Below are 15,734 nucleotides of genomic sequence, written 5' to 3'. Positions count from 1 at the left end.
GGTCGGCATGAACGCATGCATCGCACGCTAAAGGCCGCCGTCCTCAGGCCGCCGGCGGAAAACATGCTGCGCCAGCAGCTGGCCTTTGAGGACTTCGTACAGGATTTCAATAACGTACGGCCTCATACGGCGCTGGAGATGAAAACGCCAGCGGACATCTTTCGTCCGTCACTCAGACCTTATCGAGGATATTTGCCAGCAGTCGAGTACGGGGCCGACGTCGAAGTACGGCGGGTGCGCAAGAATGGTGAGATCAAGTGGCAAGGGGCCCTGATCTTTCTGGGCGAAGCGCTGATTGACGAGCATGTCGCGCTAAAGGAAGTGGCTGATGGCGTGTGGGAGTTGCACCTTTGCGCTTTCCCTTTAGGCAGGCTTGAACGCGGCGCCAAACGCGTCTCAAGCCTCGCAAATGTGTAAAGGATGTACCGGTCCCTACAGAGGGGTGGCTCCTGAGGCTAATACAAAAATGCCTCTCAGACACGCTCGCGGGGAATCAAACTCTGCAACTGCTGCGCCAAAAAGTTCGCATCGAACGCAAACGTATCCGGATCTTTCAACCCATTGGTCTTGCGCCATTGCCAGCTACTGGACGGCGGCAGGCACACCAGCGAAATGCTGCCGTAGCGCGCGGCCGTCAGGCCCATCACGGCCAGCGAAATCTGACCACCGACACCCATCACATCCGGTACAAACTCCACCGGTTTACCGGCAATCACAATCGTCAGCTTCTCGGTCTTGAAAGTCGACGTCTCGGCCGGCACGTTCGGCCCCGAGGCGACATACACTTCGCGGCTCACCTCAAGCAGATTCGGCGCCTGGACCGGTTCCAGCCATTGCTGGATCTGATCGAACAGCTCACCAATGCGCGTCGCCCACACGGCCGATTGCGACTCGAACAGTTGCTTCTTGTGCGCTTCGCTTTCTGCGTAATGGCGAAGCATCTCACCCAGTTGCTGTACGTCGTCCATTGCGGTGTTCCTTTGTTGAAGCGGTGTTGCGGACTTTGAGCATGGCAGATGCGCGCTGCCGGCGTACGACTAAAAGCGTGAACGGTATTGGCTGGGGGTCATGGCAAGGGCATGCTTGAACAAAGGGTTGCCATCAACAGGAGCACGACATGCGTACCATCGGCCTAATCGGCGGCATGAGCTGGGAGTCCAGCGCCGAGTATTACCGTCTCATCAACCAGCAGGTGCGCGACCGACTCGGGCCGTTGCGTTCGGCGAAATTGCTAATGTACAGCGTCGACTTCGGGCCTGTCGAACAGGCCCAGCATGCCGGGCGCTGGGACGATGCGGCGGCGATTCTGGTGGACGCGGCGCAACGGTTGCAGGCGGGTGGCGCCGATTGCGTGGTGTTGTGCACCAACACCATGCACAAGGTGGCCGGGCAGATTCAGGCAGCGATCGACATTCCATTCCTGCACATCGCCGACCCGGCGGGTCAGGCTGCCGTCGATACGGGTGCGCTGAAGGTTGGATTGCTCGGCACAGCGTTCACCATGGAACAGGACTTTATGAAGGAGCGCCTCACGTCGATGGGGCTGACCGTGCTCGTGCCAGAGGCCGATGAACGTCAGGCCGTCCACCGAATCATCTATGCCGAGTTGTGCGTCGGGGTGATCAGCGAGGTGTCACGCAAGGTGTATCAGCAGGTGATCGAATCACTGACCCGGCGTGGCGCCCAGGCGATCATCCTCGGCTGCACGGAAATCGGACTGCTGATCAAGCCCGAGCACAGCGCCCTGCCCTTGCTCGACACCACCGAACTGCATGCGCAGGCGGCGGTGGCGTTCGCGTTCGCGTTGGGCGAGTGACTTCAACCGGCCTTGGGTGTGCGACGCAGGCGCGCCATGCTCAAGGCATCCACCAGCGCGCCGTCACGCACTGCGTAGTCGCGAAACAGCCCTTCGGTTTCAAAGCCGAACTTGCGGTAGAGCCCGATGGCGGCTTCGTTGTCGGCGTAGACCGAAAGCTCGACCCGTTGCAGGTTCATCCAGTTGTCGGCGATGTCCAGCGCCGCCGTCAGCAGTTTCGAGGCAACGCCCTTGCCCTGCCACGCCGTCGCGACGGCCATTCCCAGATTTCCGGCGTGGCTGCGACGTATCCGCGAAAACTGCTCCAGGCCAATGTTGCCGATGACCATCCCTTGATGCAGCGCCACCAGTTGCACCACACGCTCGTTATCCGGCGCCAGGCGTTTGCGCCAGACCTCTGTGGACTGAAACGGCATTTGCAGCACCTGCCGGGTAATGGCCGGGTCGTTGTAGAGCGCGGTAATGCCGTCGAGGTGGGATTCGTTGAAACGTTCGAGGGAGATGACAGCATCAGTGGCGGGCATGGGTGATTCATCCTTGATACAGACATGGCCGCTTACTCTATACCGCCGAAGGTTATTCGAACCACTCCCGCCGTTCACTGAAGGTGTTCTGGATCAGCTCAACGATCATCTGCACCTGCGCTGAATCCTCGGACTCAGCATTGACCGCCATCCACGCCTGGCGCTGCATCGGTTGACTGAACAGCCCCGGCAATTCAACAAGGCCGCGATCGAAACGGCTGATGTATCCGGGCAGCAGGCCAATGCAGGCGCTGCAACGGATCATCTCCAGCATCAACTCATAGGAATGCAACTGCACCACCCCGGCCAGGCGCTGGTCCACGAGGCTATTCCACGGCCGAAAACTGTCGACCTGACGGTCATGCTGCCATTGCACCAGCAGGAAATCGGCGAGGTCATCGAGGCTGTCAGGGCGGGACGCGACCCGTGAATAACGTTTGGCGATGTGTGGCAGGTAGTCGAGCCGTGCCAGACGTTGGGGCTCGCTAACCGCAAAATTCGGGCCTGGCAGTGGTGAATCGGTGCCGGCCAGCCACAGCACCACATCGGCACTGACCGCTTGCAGGGACAGTTCGCTGTCGAGGGTAATGATGTCCAGACGCACGCTGGCGTTGCGCCGCAACAGAGCAACCAGGTCGCGACCGAGAATGTCATGCAGGATCGATTCGGCGACGGCCAGGCGTATCAACGGTTGTTCGATCACCGGCACGTCGCGCTCGTGGGCCAGGGTAATCAACTGCGATTGCAGCTGCAACCCGTCATGACTGAGGGCAACGCCATTCTCTAAATGGCTGAACAGGGAACACTGCAGTTGCGCTTCAAGCTGCGCCAATTGTTTGCGCAGCTGGGTTGCCTTGATGTTAAGACTGCGGGCCGCCTGCATGAAACAGCCGCAGCGCGCACTGACCCGAAAGGACTGCGCCAATACCGGATCGATCCCTGCCGCCAGTGTGCCCCAGGATAAGGTTTTTTCTACGGGCGAGCGGTACTGGGCAACGCGCTGACGAGCTGTGGTTTCCATAAATGGCATCGCTGACTCCCTGTCGATCTGTCCTTGAAAGCCTCATCCTGCGCAGCGTTTATGAACCTGATGTGACGCTCGGGGTGGAAAATCGATTCAGCCTCCAGGGGTTTGTCGAAAACTCACCGCCAGGCGATTCCAGCTGTTGATGGTGGTGACGGCGATGGTCAGATCGACCATCTCGCCTTCGTTGAACTGCTCCCGGGCCTGCGCGTAGACCTCGTCCGGTACATGGCTTTCAGAGAGCAAGGTGACGGCTTCAGTCCAGGCCAGCGCCGCGCGCTCTCGCGGATTGAAGAAGCCGCTGTCGCGCCAGACCACGATCGAATACAAACGTCGGTCAGTTTCGCCGAGTCGCCGGGCATCCACCGAGTGCATGTCGGTGCAGAAAGCGCAGCCATTGAGTTGCGAGGCACGGATTTTGATCAAGTGCAGCAAGGCCGGCTCGATGCTGAGGTTGCTGGTCAAGGCCTCCATGGCAATCATCGCTTTCATCGCCTTGGGCGATGCGCTGTAGTAATCCAGGCGGGCGTTCATGGAGCAACCTCGTGGATCGGATATGTGCCCCTCAAGGTAGGCGTTGATGCGCTGGCGTTACAGATCCAATTCTGCGAAATACCCGTTGACCACTCAGGCATCAGACCAATCGGAGGTTTTTCGCCCACGCAACTTTTGCGCAGGCGTTCATGCGGGTAATCTGGCCCGACGCACACGCGCCTCAATCGCCCCAGGAGCCTCGCCGGTATGGAACTTCACGTTGTCATCAACGGCCGCAAGGACCTGGCAGGCCAGTTGTACAACCAACTGCGCAGCGCCATCGAATCCGGTCGCCTGGCAGCCGGGACGCAGCTACCGCCCAGTCGTTTACTCGCTGAACAGCTGGGCATTTCCCGCAAGACCATTTCCGACACCTACACGCAACTGACCTACGAAAACTTCCTCACCGGGGTCATCGGCAAAGGCACCTACGTCAACGCCCGACCGGCGAAAATCACCCATAAACAGAGCCATTCGGAGTTGGCCAGTGCCGAGGTCATCGAGTCCTGGCGCAACCTGCCAATGTTCCTGCGCCATCCGACGTTGGAAGGCTCGTTGCGCTACGACTTCATCGGCGGCGCCACCAGCAAGGGCCAGTTTCCCCAGGATGACTGGCGGCGCTGCACCTCTCACGCCTTGCGCCAGATCGCCGCTTCCAAGGGTTTCTACAGCCTGCCCGAGGGCCTGCCGGCGCTACGCAATGCGATCGCCCGGCACATCGCGTTTTCTCGCGGGGTTAATTGCCAGGACGAAGACGTGGTGGTGTGCAACGGCGCGCAACAGGCGCTGGACCTGATCTCCCGGGTGCTCACGCGCCCCGGCAGCATTGTCGCCATGGAGGACCCCGGCTATCCGCCCGCACGCCTGTTGTTCGGGACCCACGGCGCCACGGTGATCGGTGTCCCGGTGGATGCCGAAGGCATTCAGGTGGACAAGATCCCCCTTGGCACCCGGCTGATTTACGTCACGCCGTCCCACCAGTTCCCGCTCGGCATGCCGATGAGCCAGGCGCGCCGGGTGGCGCTGCTGGAGCGGGCTCATGAGTTGCGCGCGATCATCATCGAGGACGATTACGACAGCGAATTCCGCTACGAAGGTCGGCCCACCGACTCACTGCAAAGCATGGACGAACGTGGCATCGTCGCCTACGTCGGGACCTTTTCGAAAACCCTGCTGCCGGAGCTGCGGCTGGGTTATGCGATCCTGCCGCCAGCGATTCTCGAAGCCGTCATTCGCGCCAAGCAGCTCACCGATCTGCACACCTCCACCCTGCCCCAATGGGCGCTGGCCAAATTCATCGCCGAAGGCTGTCTGCTCAAGCACATTCGGCGCTGCCATACGATTTATGCCGGGCGTCGTGAGCGGATCCTCGAGCGCATGGCCGGCGATCTTTCACCGTGGCTCGAGGCGGTCCCGACCACCGCAGGGTTCCATATGGTGGTTATGTGCAAAGTGCCTATCGATATTCCATTGGTGATTACACTTGCGAAAAAGGTCGAAGTCGGGGTGTATCCCATCGACAGCTTTTTCTATCAGCAAGCGCCACAGTCCGGGCTTTTCCTCGGTTTTGGCGCCATCGAAACCCTCGACATCGACATCGCCCTGGACCGCCTGCGGGACATTTTGCAGCAGGTTGCCTGACGATTGGTCTGCGTTTTTATCCCGCGATTGGCTATTGGTGGTCCGGGGATGCAGGCCTATCCTGCATAAACGTTATCCCTCAATGAGCAGGATTCGTCCGGCCTGATTCAGGAGTGTGAGCAATGTCCAACGAAGTGATCAATACCGTTAAGGTGCAGGCCGCCGCCGGCCGCTCGGACGAACTGGGCAAGCAACTGCAAAAGATTGTCGACACCCTGCGCGAACTACCGGGCTGTGATTCCTATATGGTCGACCGCTGCCCCGAGGACGACAACCGCTGGACTGTCAGCGCCCGCTGGCAATCGGAAGCGGACATGCAAATGCATTTCAACTGCCCTGAAGTACAAGGCTTTATCGGCCTGATCGACAGCCGCCTGGCCAACAGCGTCGACTTCAACAGTTTTCCTATCGTTTAGAAAATTAGGTCGCCGCCTTCGGCTACTCCTACAGGGCAATGGGTACCCCTGCAGAAGTAGCTGGAGGCGGCGATCTTGTTGTTTAAACGCGCATGATTGGTATGAACCGGCCGGCTCGGAACATCGGGTCTCGAAAAATGCCAGTGCGACCAAGCCAGCCAAACTGTTGGTGTTTATGGTGTTGTCCCCGGACGAGAAAGTGTTGATCCCGCTGGAAAACTGATAGCTGAACGTACAGCCATAAATAAAAAGGCCTGAACCACCTATTCGCACCTTTTTATTTCCCGGTGTAATTAACCGCACACTTTTAAACCAAACAAAACTATTGGCCACCTGATAAGCGCCCGAATTGGCTATTTCATTCAGCAGGCTCAGATTTAGTCTGGAATCACTGCCGACGCCCGGCAACTTCAACGTTCCGACTCAAGTTGTTTCACTGGAGAAACACTTATGAAACTTGCACTTGTCAGTAGCTTGACGATCGCCGCTGTTTTAACCGGATGTTCAATTCCCACTGCGCCGACGGCTGTTTGTTCGCTCAACGGTATCTTCACTGCGCCAGTCGGCCGCAGCAGCGCCACCCATGTCTCGGTTCGGCTCGGTGACGCTGTGCCCGGACATGCAAAGTCTCAGGGCCGCTAAACCGGATGTGGTCGCTATCGTCGACAGCCGCAGTCAATTGATGACATCGCGCAGTTCGGACATCAAGGCCGATGTCAGTACAGACTTCTACGATACGAATTTCAATTACATCGGCACTGCACAAGGGCATGACGCCAAAGAACTCAGCCCGTTATGGGCGGACTATAAACGCAGCGAAGAGATAGTTGCTGACATTAACGAACTCGCTCAGTAATTTATTGACCAGGCCGACAGATAAAGTGTCGATGATCGATAAAGGCAAAAAGTTGTATTGAGGTTGATGGCCCCTTCGCGAGCAAGCTCGCTCCCACATTAGTTCTGTGTACGACGCAAAACCAATGTGGGAGCGAGCTTGCTCGCGATGGGGCCCGCCCAGACACCCCAAATCCTTCAGAATCGAGTAGGAGGCGGATTTACATCCGCCGTCCTCTCACACCACCGTACGTACGGTTCCGTATACGGCGGTTCAGGTTATGCGATTAAGCCGTTTATCGTATCCAGTATCGAGATCAAACCGAGTCGATCCCACAGTTTCTTCGGCAGCGCCTGATTCATATGTGACGCTCCCGAGTTCCACCATGGGCCCTGCCCATTGGACGCTGATCTACGAGCACGTCCTTCGTTGATCCCCAAGCCCATCAGGTTACGCGCCCTCGTTGAGGACTGCTTCCATTGGCGCCAGAGGATGCAGCGAAGTTTTCGACGCACCCAGCCGTCCAGTTCCTCAAGAGACCCCTTGCTCTGACTGAGCTTGAAGTAGCCAGCCCATCCGCGCAGTACGGGGTTTATCCGCTCGATGACGCTCGCCATCTTGCAGCCCCGCGCTCCGCGCAGCAGGTCTCTGAGTCGGTCGCGTAGACGCCCCAGACTCATCCTCGCCACTTTTAGCCTTGGCTGTTGATGCCAGCTCATCCCATAACCCAGATAATCACAGGCCCACGGTCGCGCCACGCGGCTCTTTTCCCGATTCAGCGTCAGTTTCAGACGCTGGCTCAGGAAGCATTCGACGCTGTTCATCACTCGTTCGCCAGCACGACGGCTGCGTACATAAATGTTCGCATCATCGGCATAGCGCACGAAACGATGGCCCCGCCGTTCCAATTCGCGATCGAGTTCGTTGAGCAGGATATTCGACAGCAACGGCGAGAGTGGGCCGCCTTGCGGCGCCCCTTCCTGTCGTCGACTGACAAGACCACCTGACATCGTTCCCGCTTCGAGATAACGACGGATCAGCGCGAGCACCCGCTTGTCTTCGACTTGACGCGCCACGTGAGCCATCAGGACATCGTGGTTGACTCGATCAAAGAACTTCTCCAGATCGAGCTCCACACACCAGCGGTGGCCCGCCGCCACATGGGCTCGGGCTGTTTCGCAATACTGTTTCACGTAGCCCGCCAAGTCGTCGACCGTCATGCCATCGGCACCCGGTGCGCCCTTGTTGCTGACCACGCGTTGATACGCACGCTTGAGGTTGGCCAGCGCGAGCACCCGCGCCATCAGCGTGTCCGGCTCCGCGTTCGTCCACGTCACAGATGCCGCCGATACCTCTGCGCTGTCAGCCGTCATCCTCGGATTCTGTCCGGGACTCGGAGTGACAGTCTTCTCTGGGAGAAATTTCTGCATTTCGGTATTCAACGAGACTCTGACGCCTACTGGCGGCATAACCTGTTCGGCCCTTGGTGACGGAGTTACTCGTCACTTACTACGGCCTCGGCTGACTTCTGCGCGTTCATCCCGTCGCCTCGCGGCGCTCGGTAGCACTCAGGCAAACGTGCAGATCTCCCAGGGTAATTCGCGCGACCTTCCTGCTTATGCCTGTCGGATCTACGTCACAGCGTTCCGTGGTAAGTAGGCCGTAGGAGTTTCACCTTCAGCCTCTCGCAGAACCGTACGTGAGCCTCTCAACTCATACGGCTCCCGTTGCCCAGTCGAGACTCATCTCCATAGACATGCCAGTGCACGAACAACGATGGACATGCTTCCTTCATTCGGTTGAGCCAGTCAGCACTGCGGCGCTTGCGCCCCGCCAATGGCTTGTATTTCCGACGGGCCCAGCGTTGCAGCTTCAAATCAAAGTGATTGAAGACCTTGTGCATCACCGTTTTGTAGAAAGCTCCATAGTAATTCCACCATCCACGAAGAATGGCGTTGTACTGCGTTGACAGTTCAAAAAGGCTGGCTGGTGTTTGCCGTTGGATATTCCAGCTGCGAGTTCGTTGACGCATTCGTTTTAACGCCTCATTACTGGCTCCGGGCAGAAAGCTGGTAAACCGGCGTCCATTATTGCCCCATGCCTCCCGTGGCCGGAAGGTGAACCCCAGGAACGTGAACTGCGTCGTTGGGTACGCTGCCTTGCGGTTACTGTCCTTGCAATAAACGATCTTCGACTTTTCCGGGTGCATGGTCAGTAGGCACTCTTCCAGACGGGCCTTGATTGCCGCCATGACCTCACACGCCTGCTTTTCGCTACGGCAGTGAACCACCGCATCGTCGGCGTAGCGTGCAAATGGACAACCTGGAAAAGTCCGTTGTATCCAGGCATCGAACGCATAGTGCATGAACAGATTCATCAATAAGGGACTGACAATCCCACCTTGGGGTGTACCGCTTTCACGTGGTACCTGAACGCCGTCAGCAGTCTCAAACGGCGCTTTAAGCCACCGTTCGATATACAACAGAATCCAGACATCCTTCACATGATGCCTCACAGCTTTGAGCAGCAGCTCATGATCGATATGATCAAAAGCCCCCTTGATATCAAACTCCACCACCCAATTCATATTCCAGCAGCGCCTGCGAGTGATCTCGACCGCCTGTTTGGCTGATTTTCCCGGCCGGTATCCATAGGAATCCGAATGAAAAAAGACAGTCCAGACGCGGCTCTATAAGCAGCTTGACGGCGGTCTGAGCCACCCGATCGGCTACTGTCGGAATACCCAGCTTGCGTTTGCCTCCTGATTGCTTCGGAATTTCCACCTGCCGAACCGGTGGCGGATAATAGGAACCCGACGACATGCGGTTCCAAACCTTGTACAGGTTCCGTTGCAGCTTCTGCTCGAACTGGGCAATAGATTGTTCATCTATCCCAGCGGCTCCTCGATTGGCTTTCACTCGCTGGAAGGCCTCCCAAACTATCAGTTTGGAAATGCTGTACGACTTTGCTGCGCTCATGCCGCTCTTCCCCGCCGAAGCCGGTTGACGACATAGGCGAGCTGGGCAACGCCATCCCTTCGCTCCATTCTCATTACAAGAACTTCATCACTACTACGAATGGCTCCGCCCCTCGGCCTTTGCATCGGTATTCTTTCTTGCGGTGATAGCCGCTTGTCATTTCCCTTGGCATCAAAGGCGAGGTTCTCACGTTCCATATCAAAGCCTGTATTGAGCTCATGCCGCCTATACACCGGCTGCCATCTGGACGGTAAGCAGGTGTCCTCCAGACTTGCTCTCAAGGCTACTTGCCAGCCTCGGTTCTGACAGCGCTTGAGCCCTTAACGATGCGTCTTCGGACGGTTTGCTTTCGCTCATCTGCTCAATACGTACCTGACGCCTTTATTGACGCCTTTTCCACGGTCGCTCACCACCACGCCTTTTGAACGCAGCAGCACCGGGCGGTTTGAAGCCAGCTCCTGCAAGCGGACTTCGGGAGGCCTACTCCCATCTTCGATACAGCATCGCTGGCTTACGCCAGCGTTCGTGACACACGCAAGTATTGGGCTTTGGCAATTTTGGCTACCTTACCCCGCTGCACCGCCTAATCCGCTTCCTGTTCGTCAGGCCAGCATTTTGCCTCGGGCTTCCTTCAGATTCGCAGTCACCCGCGACACCCTTGCCTCTGGCTAACACTTCCCCTTGCCGGGTGTGTAGAGGACTTTCACCTCCAAGTCACCAGCGTGGCCACCACAGCCAAGCTGGTTGCGCTTCGCGCAACGCGCCATGCCTGGCGCACCAAAAAAAACCCCGCCTCTTTCGAGACGGGGCTTTTTTACTCAACGCCTGATCAGGCAGCCGGCTCCAGCTCGACGCTGGCAGCGGCAGTGGCGGGCACCACCGCTTGACCGCTCAACGCCAGATCCAGCAACTCACGGTTGGCCACCGCATACATGGCGTAATCAGTGCCGCTGGCGGCACGGATTTCTACCAGCATGGCGCGCCAGCGTTCGATCATGCCTTCGTGCTCTTCCATCCACAGCTCAAGACGAGTTTCCACGTCCTGGGTACCGTCGCCCTGTTGCAGGACGGAGATGGTGATCGCACGTTGTTGCCAGTCGACGTCATCGCGGAACGCTTCACGGGCCAGGGCCTGCCAGTTGTTTTCAACCGGCAGAGCGCTGATCTGTTGCAGGTACCAGGTGATGTCCAGCGCGCTGCCGACGGCGAAGTAAGCCTTCGCCACGTCGGCTGCGTTCTGACCGGTCACGTCGGACGCTTCGATGATCGGCAGCAAGGTGTACAGGTGAGTGGTGCCTGCAACCATGCGCGCCAGCAACTCAGGAACGCCAGCCGCGACGTACGCCTGATAACGGGTCTGCCAGCCTTCGCGGGTCGGGCCTTCCAGCAGTTCGTCGAGCTTGAGGCCCAGCGCTGCCAGGTGTGGACCGAAGTGCGCGACGTCACGGGCAGCGTTCTGCTCGTTACGACGGCTGCGCAGGAACCAGCGCGTAGCGCGACGGCCCAGACGCATCAGCTCGTCCATCAGCTCCAGTTGTACGTCAGCCGAAACCTGGTAATCCAGGGCTTCTATCTGCCGGAACCAGTGCGGGAGGTGGAAGATATCCCGAACTATTACATAGGCACCCGCAACATTCGCCGGGCTCATGCCGGTCGACTCTTTCAGTCGTTGAACGAAGGTGATGCCCATGTGGTTCACCAGATCGTTGGCAATCTGGGTGCTGACGATTTCGCGCTTCAGACGGTGACGGCGCATGGCGTCGGAGAACTTGCTCACCAGGGTCGGCGGGAAAGCGGTTTCCATGTCGCGCGTCAGGTAATCGTCGTCCGGCACCTGAGAATTGAGCAGCGCTTCCTTGAGGTCGATCTTGCTGTAGGAGATCAGCACCGACAGCTCGGCACGGGTCAGGCCATGGCCTGCCGCGATGCGCTCGTTGATCGCTTCTTCAGCCGGCAGGAACTCGATGGCGCGATCCAGCTTGCCGCGGCCTTCCAGATCGTTCATCAAACGCTTGTATTCGGCAATCCGCGGCAAGGCACGACGGGCCGCCAGGGACAGGGCCTGAGTCTGCTTGTAGTTATTGCCGAGCACCAGGTTGCCGACTTCGTCGGTCATGCTCGCCAGCAACTGGTTACGTTGCTTGTCGGTCATGTCACCGGCGTGAACCACTTCGTTCAGCAGGATCTTGATGTTTACTTCATGGTCGGAGCAGTCAACACCACCGGCGTTGTCGATGAAGTCGGTGTTGGAACCGCCGCCATTGAGGCCAAATTCGACACGACCCAGCTGGGTCATACCGAGGTTACCGCCCTCGCCCACGACTTTGCAGCGCAGCTCGTTACCGTTTACGCGCAGTGCATCGTTGGCCTTGTCGCCGACATCGGCGTGGCTTTCGCTGCTGGCTTTAACGTAAGTGCCGATACCGCCGTTCCACAACAGGTCCACCGGTGCCTTGAGCAAGGCATTCAGCAGTTCGGTCGGGGTCAGCTTGTCCGCCTGAATGTCGAAACGCTCTTTCATCTGCGGGGAAATCGCGATGCTTTTCGCGCTACGGGAGAAGATCCCGCCGCCTTCGGACATGATGCTGGTGTCGTAATCCGACCAGGCCGAACGCGGCAGGTCGAACAGGCGCTGACGCTCGGCGAAGCTGTTGGCCGGTTCAGGATTCGGGTCGATGAAGATGTGCAGGTGGTTGAACGCTGCGACCAGTTGCAACTTGTCGGACATCAACAAGCCGTTACCGAACACGTCACCGGCCATGTCGCCGACGCCCACCACGGTGATGTTGTCTTCCTGAACATTGATCCCGCGTTCGCGGAAGTGACGTTGAACGCCAACCCACGCGCCCTTGGCGGTGATGCCCATTTTCTTGTGGTCGTAACCGGCCGAGCCGCCCGATGCGAACGCATCGCCGAGCCAAAAGCCGTAGTCGATGGCGATACCGTTGGCGATGTCGGAGAAGGTTGCAGTGCCCTTGTCCGCTGCCACCACCAGGTACGGGTCATCGTCGTCATGACGCACAACGTTGGCCGGCGGTACCAGAGCGCCGTCTTTCAGGTTGTCGGTGATGTCCAACAGGCCCGAGATGAAGATGCGGTAGCAGGCGATGCCCTCGGCCGCGATCTCGTCTCGACCGCCACCCAGTGGCAAGCGACGCGGCAGGAAGCCGCCCTTCGCGCCAACCGGCACGATGACCGAGTTCTTCACTTGCTGGGCTTTTACCAGGCCCAGGACTTCGGTGCGGTAGTCTTCTTCACGATCAGACCAGCGCAGACCGCCGCGAGCAACGTTGCCGAAGCGCAGGTGCACGCCTTCGACGCGAGGCGAGTAAACGAAGATTTCGAACTTCGGTACTGGCTTCGGCAGCTCTGGAATCTGGTGCGGGTTGAACTTGAAGCTGAAGTAGGACTTGTTCTGACCGTGCACGTCGGTCTGGTAGAAGTTGGTCCGCAGGGTGGCCTTGATCAGGTCCAGGTAGCGACGCAGGATACGGTCTTCGTTCAACACCTGGACGTCGTCCAGTGCGCTCAGAATCGCGTGTTCCAGGCGTTGCTGCTTGTCTTCCAGATCGTCAGTACCGAGCTTGCGGGCCAGGTAGAAACGGGTTTTGAACAACCGGGTCAACTCGCGAGCGATGTCGGTGTGGTTGTTCAGGGTGCTGGCGATGTAACCCAGGTCGAAGCCCAGGCGAATCTGCTTCATGTAACGAGCGTAGGCACGCAGCAGCGCCACATCGCGCCATGGCAGGCCGGCGGTCAGCACCAGACGGTTGAACGCATCGTTCTCGGCATCGCCGCGCACGATGTGGACGAAAGCGTCCTGCAAGGTGTCGTTGAGTTGCTGGATGTCGAGTTCCAGGCCTTCAGCGGCGGTGAACGCGAAATCGTGAATCCAGAACTCGCGGCCACTGTTGTGACGCAGGCGATACGGGAACTCACCCAGCACGCGCAGGCCGAGGTTTTCCAGGATTGGCAGCACGTCGGACAACGCCAGCGGCGTATCGGCGTGATACAGCTTGCAGTGCAGCATGCGCTGGCCGGAGACCTGACCCAGCGGCTGATAGAAGCTCATCACCAGCGGATTGGATTCTTTCAGGCTCAGCAGGTGCTGCATGTCGACCACAGCCGAATGCGCGGCGAAACGCTCGCGGTAACCGGCCGGGAAGCCTTTCGGGAAGTCGGCCAACACGTTGGTGCCTTGGGCTTCGCCGAAGGTTTCGACGGTCAGGGCCGAGTAGTCGTCCTGCCAGCTGCGGCAAGCCTGGATCACTTCGTTTTCCAGCTGCTGCGGGTCGATGTCCAGACGGTTTTTCGGGTCGACACGCAGAATCAGTTGCACGCGGGCCAGCACGGACTCGGAGAAGAAGGTCCAGAACTCGCAGTCCGAGGCTTTCAGGCGATCCATCAGCACTTGCTGGATCTTCTGGCGCACTTCGGTGGAGTAGATGTCACGCGGCACGTAGGCCAGGCAGTAGCAGAAGCGACCGTACGGGTCTTTGCGCAGGAACACGCGAATCTTGTTGCGTTCCTGGATCTGCACGATCGACATCACGGTGCTGAACAGCTCATCGACCGGGGTCTGGAACAGGTCGTCCCGCGGCAGCACTTCAACCACCTGAGCCAGTTCCTTGCCCAAGTGAGCCTTGGCCTGGAAGCCGGAACGGCGTTCGATTTCTTCGACCTTGCGGCGGATGTACGGGATGACCCGCACGCTCTCGCCATACACCGAGGAGGTGTACAGGCCCATGAAACGGCATTCCTTGATGACGTTGCCGTCGGCGTCGATTTCACGGATCGACACGTAATCCGGGTAAGCGGGACGGTGTACACGGCTTGGGTGTGCAGCCTTGGCGAACGACAGCAGGGTCGGTTCGCGCAGGTAGTTCACGGCGTAGTCTTCGATGCGCAGGTCATCGTAGGTCAGGCCGGTGCGCAGCAATTTGGTCAGGCCGAGGAAGGAATCCTGGTCGTAGACGATGTGGCCGCCGTCGGCTTCATCGCGAACCACGAATTCTTCATAACCCAGGAAGGTGAAGTGGTTGCCCACCAGCCATTCCAGGAAGCTTTTGATTTCGGCTTTTTCTTCAGGGTCGACGGCGAACTGGCTGTTGTCCAGGCCGGTGAGGATTTCCTGGACCTTGGCTTTCATCGGTTCGAAATCGGCGACCGCAACGCGGACTTCACCGAGAACCTGTTCCAATTCCTTGCTCAGGACATTCAGTTCGGCCGAGTTGGCGCAACGGTCGATTTCCAGGTACATCAACGACTCTTGCAGAACGTCGTCGCCCTGGGTGCCTTTCGGCAGGATTTCCAGCAACTCGCCCTTGTTGCCGCGACGCACGCTCAGCACAGTGGTTTGCAGGGTATGGATGCTGTAGCCGCGACGGTTCAGCTCGGTACGCACCGAGTCCACCAAAAATGGCAGGTCGTGGTGCAGCACTTCGACCGCGGTGTGGGTCGACTGCCAGCCGTGGCGTTCGTAGTCAGGGTTGTAGACGCGCACTTGTGGTTGCGCGTGATCGAAGCGCTCAAGCAGGCGCCACGCAGAAAGGGTGCAGCCGGCGAGGTCGGACAACCGACGTTGAGTCAGCTCGTCGAGGGAAATGATGCCGAAAAATTGTTCCGCGAACAGCGCCACTTGTGGCAGTGCCTGTTCACTGATGTGCTGCGCCAGTGCCGCTTGCAGTTGGTGCTGGAAGTCGGCTTTGCTGGCTGCGGTGAAGAACGCCATCTGTGGTACTCCGCTTGGGCTTGTTATTGATGGAAGCGTCGCGTGCAAAACCCCTTTCGGGGCTATCCGTCACCCTGTTCCTGATTCTCGGGCAGAGGAAACAGGGTGACAGGTGGGTGAAGCTGGACGAGACACTCAGGTCACATTCACCTTCCATAGAATGGGCATCTGCAAAAACGACTGGCGACGTGCCGCGCAATGTCTTTACAGGTGCTCATCCGTTGCGCAGCTTAAC

Annotated in this window: 10 protein-coding genes and 3 pseudogenes; 6 read left to right on the top strand and 7 right to left on the bottom strand. The window is 58.6% G+C overall.

Going from position 1 to position 15,734, the window contains the following annotated elements; all coding sequences use genetic code 11:
- Positions 1-15: 15 nt before the first annotated feature.
- Positions 16-417, top strand: a complete 402-nt coding sequence (locus tag ACYZT7_RS14920) for an integrase core domain-containing protein (RefSeq protein ID WP_462041620.1) — start codon at positions 16-18, stop codon at positions 415-417.
- Between the two features lie 56 nt (positions 418-473).
- Here ACYZT7_RS14920 and ACYZT7_RS14915 read toward each other — a convergent pair whose 3' ends face one another.
- Positions 474-968 (bottom strand): hypothetical protein, encoded by a 495-nt coding sequence (locus ACYZT7_RS14915; RefSeq protein ID WP_462041619.1) that lies wholly within the window; start codon positions 966-968, stop codon positions 474-476.
- Between the two features lie 149 nt (positions 969-1,117).
- Between ACYZT7_RS14915 and ACYZT7_RS14910 the strand changes: the two genes are divergently transcribed.
- On the top strand, positions 1,118-1,816 hold the full coding sequence (locus ACYZT7_RS14910) for an aspartate/glutamate racemase family protein (protein WP_462041618.1): 699 nt from the start codon (positions 1,118-1,120) through the stop codon (positions 1,814-1,816).
- 2 nt (positions 1,817-1,818) lie between these two features.
- Here the strand turns inward: ACYZT7_RS14910 and ACYZT7_RS14905 are convergent, their stop codons facing one another.
- The 3 genes from ACYZT7_RS14905 to ACYZT7_RS14895 all read right to left on the bottom strand — a co-directional run bounded on the left by ACYZT7_RS14905 (position 1,819) and on the right by ACYZT7_RS14895 (position 3,898).
- Positions 1,819-2,340: a GNAT family N-acetyltransferase gene (locus ACYZT7_RS14905; RefSeq protein WP_462041617.1), complete on the bottom strand. Its 522-nt coding sequence runs from the start codon at positions 2,338-2,340 to the stop codon at positions 1,819-1,821.
- A gap of 52 nt (positions 2,341-2,392) precedes the next feature.
- Positions 2,393-3,370 (bottom strand): LysR substrate-binding domain-containing protein, encoded by a 978-nt coding sequence (locus ACYZT7_RS14900; RefSeq protein ID WP_462041616.1) that lies wholly within the window; start codon positions 3,368-3,370, stop codon positions 2,393-2,395.
- A gap of 87 nt (positions 3,371-3,457) precedes the next feature.
- The gene (locus tag ACYZT7_RS14895; RefSeq protein WP_462041615.1) at positions 3,458-3,898 is read right to left on the bottom strand and encodes a carboxymuconolactone decarboxylase family protein; all 441 of its coding nucleotides are present in this window, start codon (positions 3,896-3,898) and stop codon (positions 3,458-3,460) included.
- A gap of 207 nt (positions 3,899-4,105) precedes the next feature.
- Between ACYZT7_RS14895 and pdxR the strand changes: the two genes are divergently transcribed.
- From pdxR to ACYZT7_RS14875, 4 genes and pseudogenes are all read left to right on the top strand, one after another.
- Positions 4,106-5,539 carry a MocR-like pyridoxine biosynthesis transcription factor PdxR gene (gene pdxR / locus ACYZT7_RS14890; RefSeq protein WP_462041614.1) on the top strand — a complete coding sequence of 478 codons (1,434 nt, stop codon included), beginning with the start codon at positions 4,106-4,108 and terminating at the stop codon, positions 5,537-5,539.
- 122 nt (positions 5,540-5,661) lie between these two features.
- On the top strand, positions 5,662-5,955 hold the full coding sequence (locus ACYZT7_RS14885; protein WP_462041613.1) for a putative quinol monooxygenase: 294 nt from the start codon (positions 5,662-5,664) through the stop codon (positions 5,953-5,955).
- 97 nt (positions 5,956-6,052) lie between these two features.
- Positions 6,053-6,178 (top strand): annotated as a pseudogene (locus ACYZT7_RS14880) (cupin domain-containing protein); the annotation flags it as partial.
- Between the two features lie 227 nt (positions 6,179-6,405).
- Positions 6,406-6,872, top strand: a pseudogene (locus tag ACYZT7_RS14875) (hypothetical protein).
- A gap of 196 nt (positions 6,873-7,068) precedes the next feature.
- Here the strand turns inward: ACYZT7_RS14875 and ACYZT7_RS14870 are convergent.
- From ACYZT7_RS14870 to ACYZT7_RS14860, 3 genes and pseudogenes are all read right to left on the bottom strand, one after another.
- Entirely contained in the window at positions 7,069-8,259 is a 1,191-nt protein-coding gene (locus ACYZT7_RS14870) for a reverse transcriptase domain-containing protein (protein WP_462041612.1), read from the bottom strand.
- Positions 8,260-8,498: 239 nt separating this feature from the next.
- Positions 8,499-9,768: pseudogene (gene ltrA / locus ACYZT7_RS14865) on the bottom strand (group II intron reverse transcriptase/maturase).
- Positions 9,769-10,597: 829 nt separating this feature from the next.
- Positions 10,598-15,499: an NAD-glutamate dehydrogenase gene (locus ACYZT7_RS14860; RefSeq protein ID WP_462041611.1), complete on the bottom strand. Its 4,902-nt coding sequence runs from the start codon at positions 15,497-15,499 to the stop codon at positions 10,598-10,600.
- Between the last annotated feature and the right edge of the window lie 235 nt (positions 15,500-15,734).

This window comes from Pseudomonas sp. RT4P38, assembly GCF_054897765.1.
Note: the sequence above shows the minus strand (reverse complement) of the source record. Positions and strands in the feature narration are given on the sequence as shown.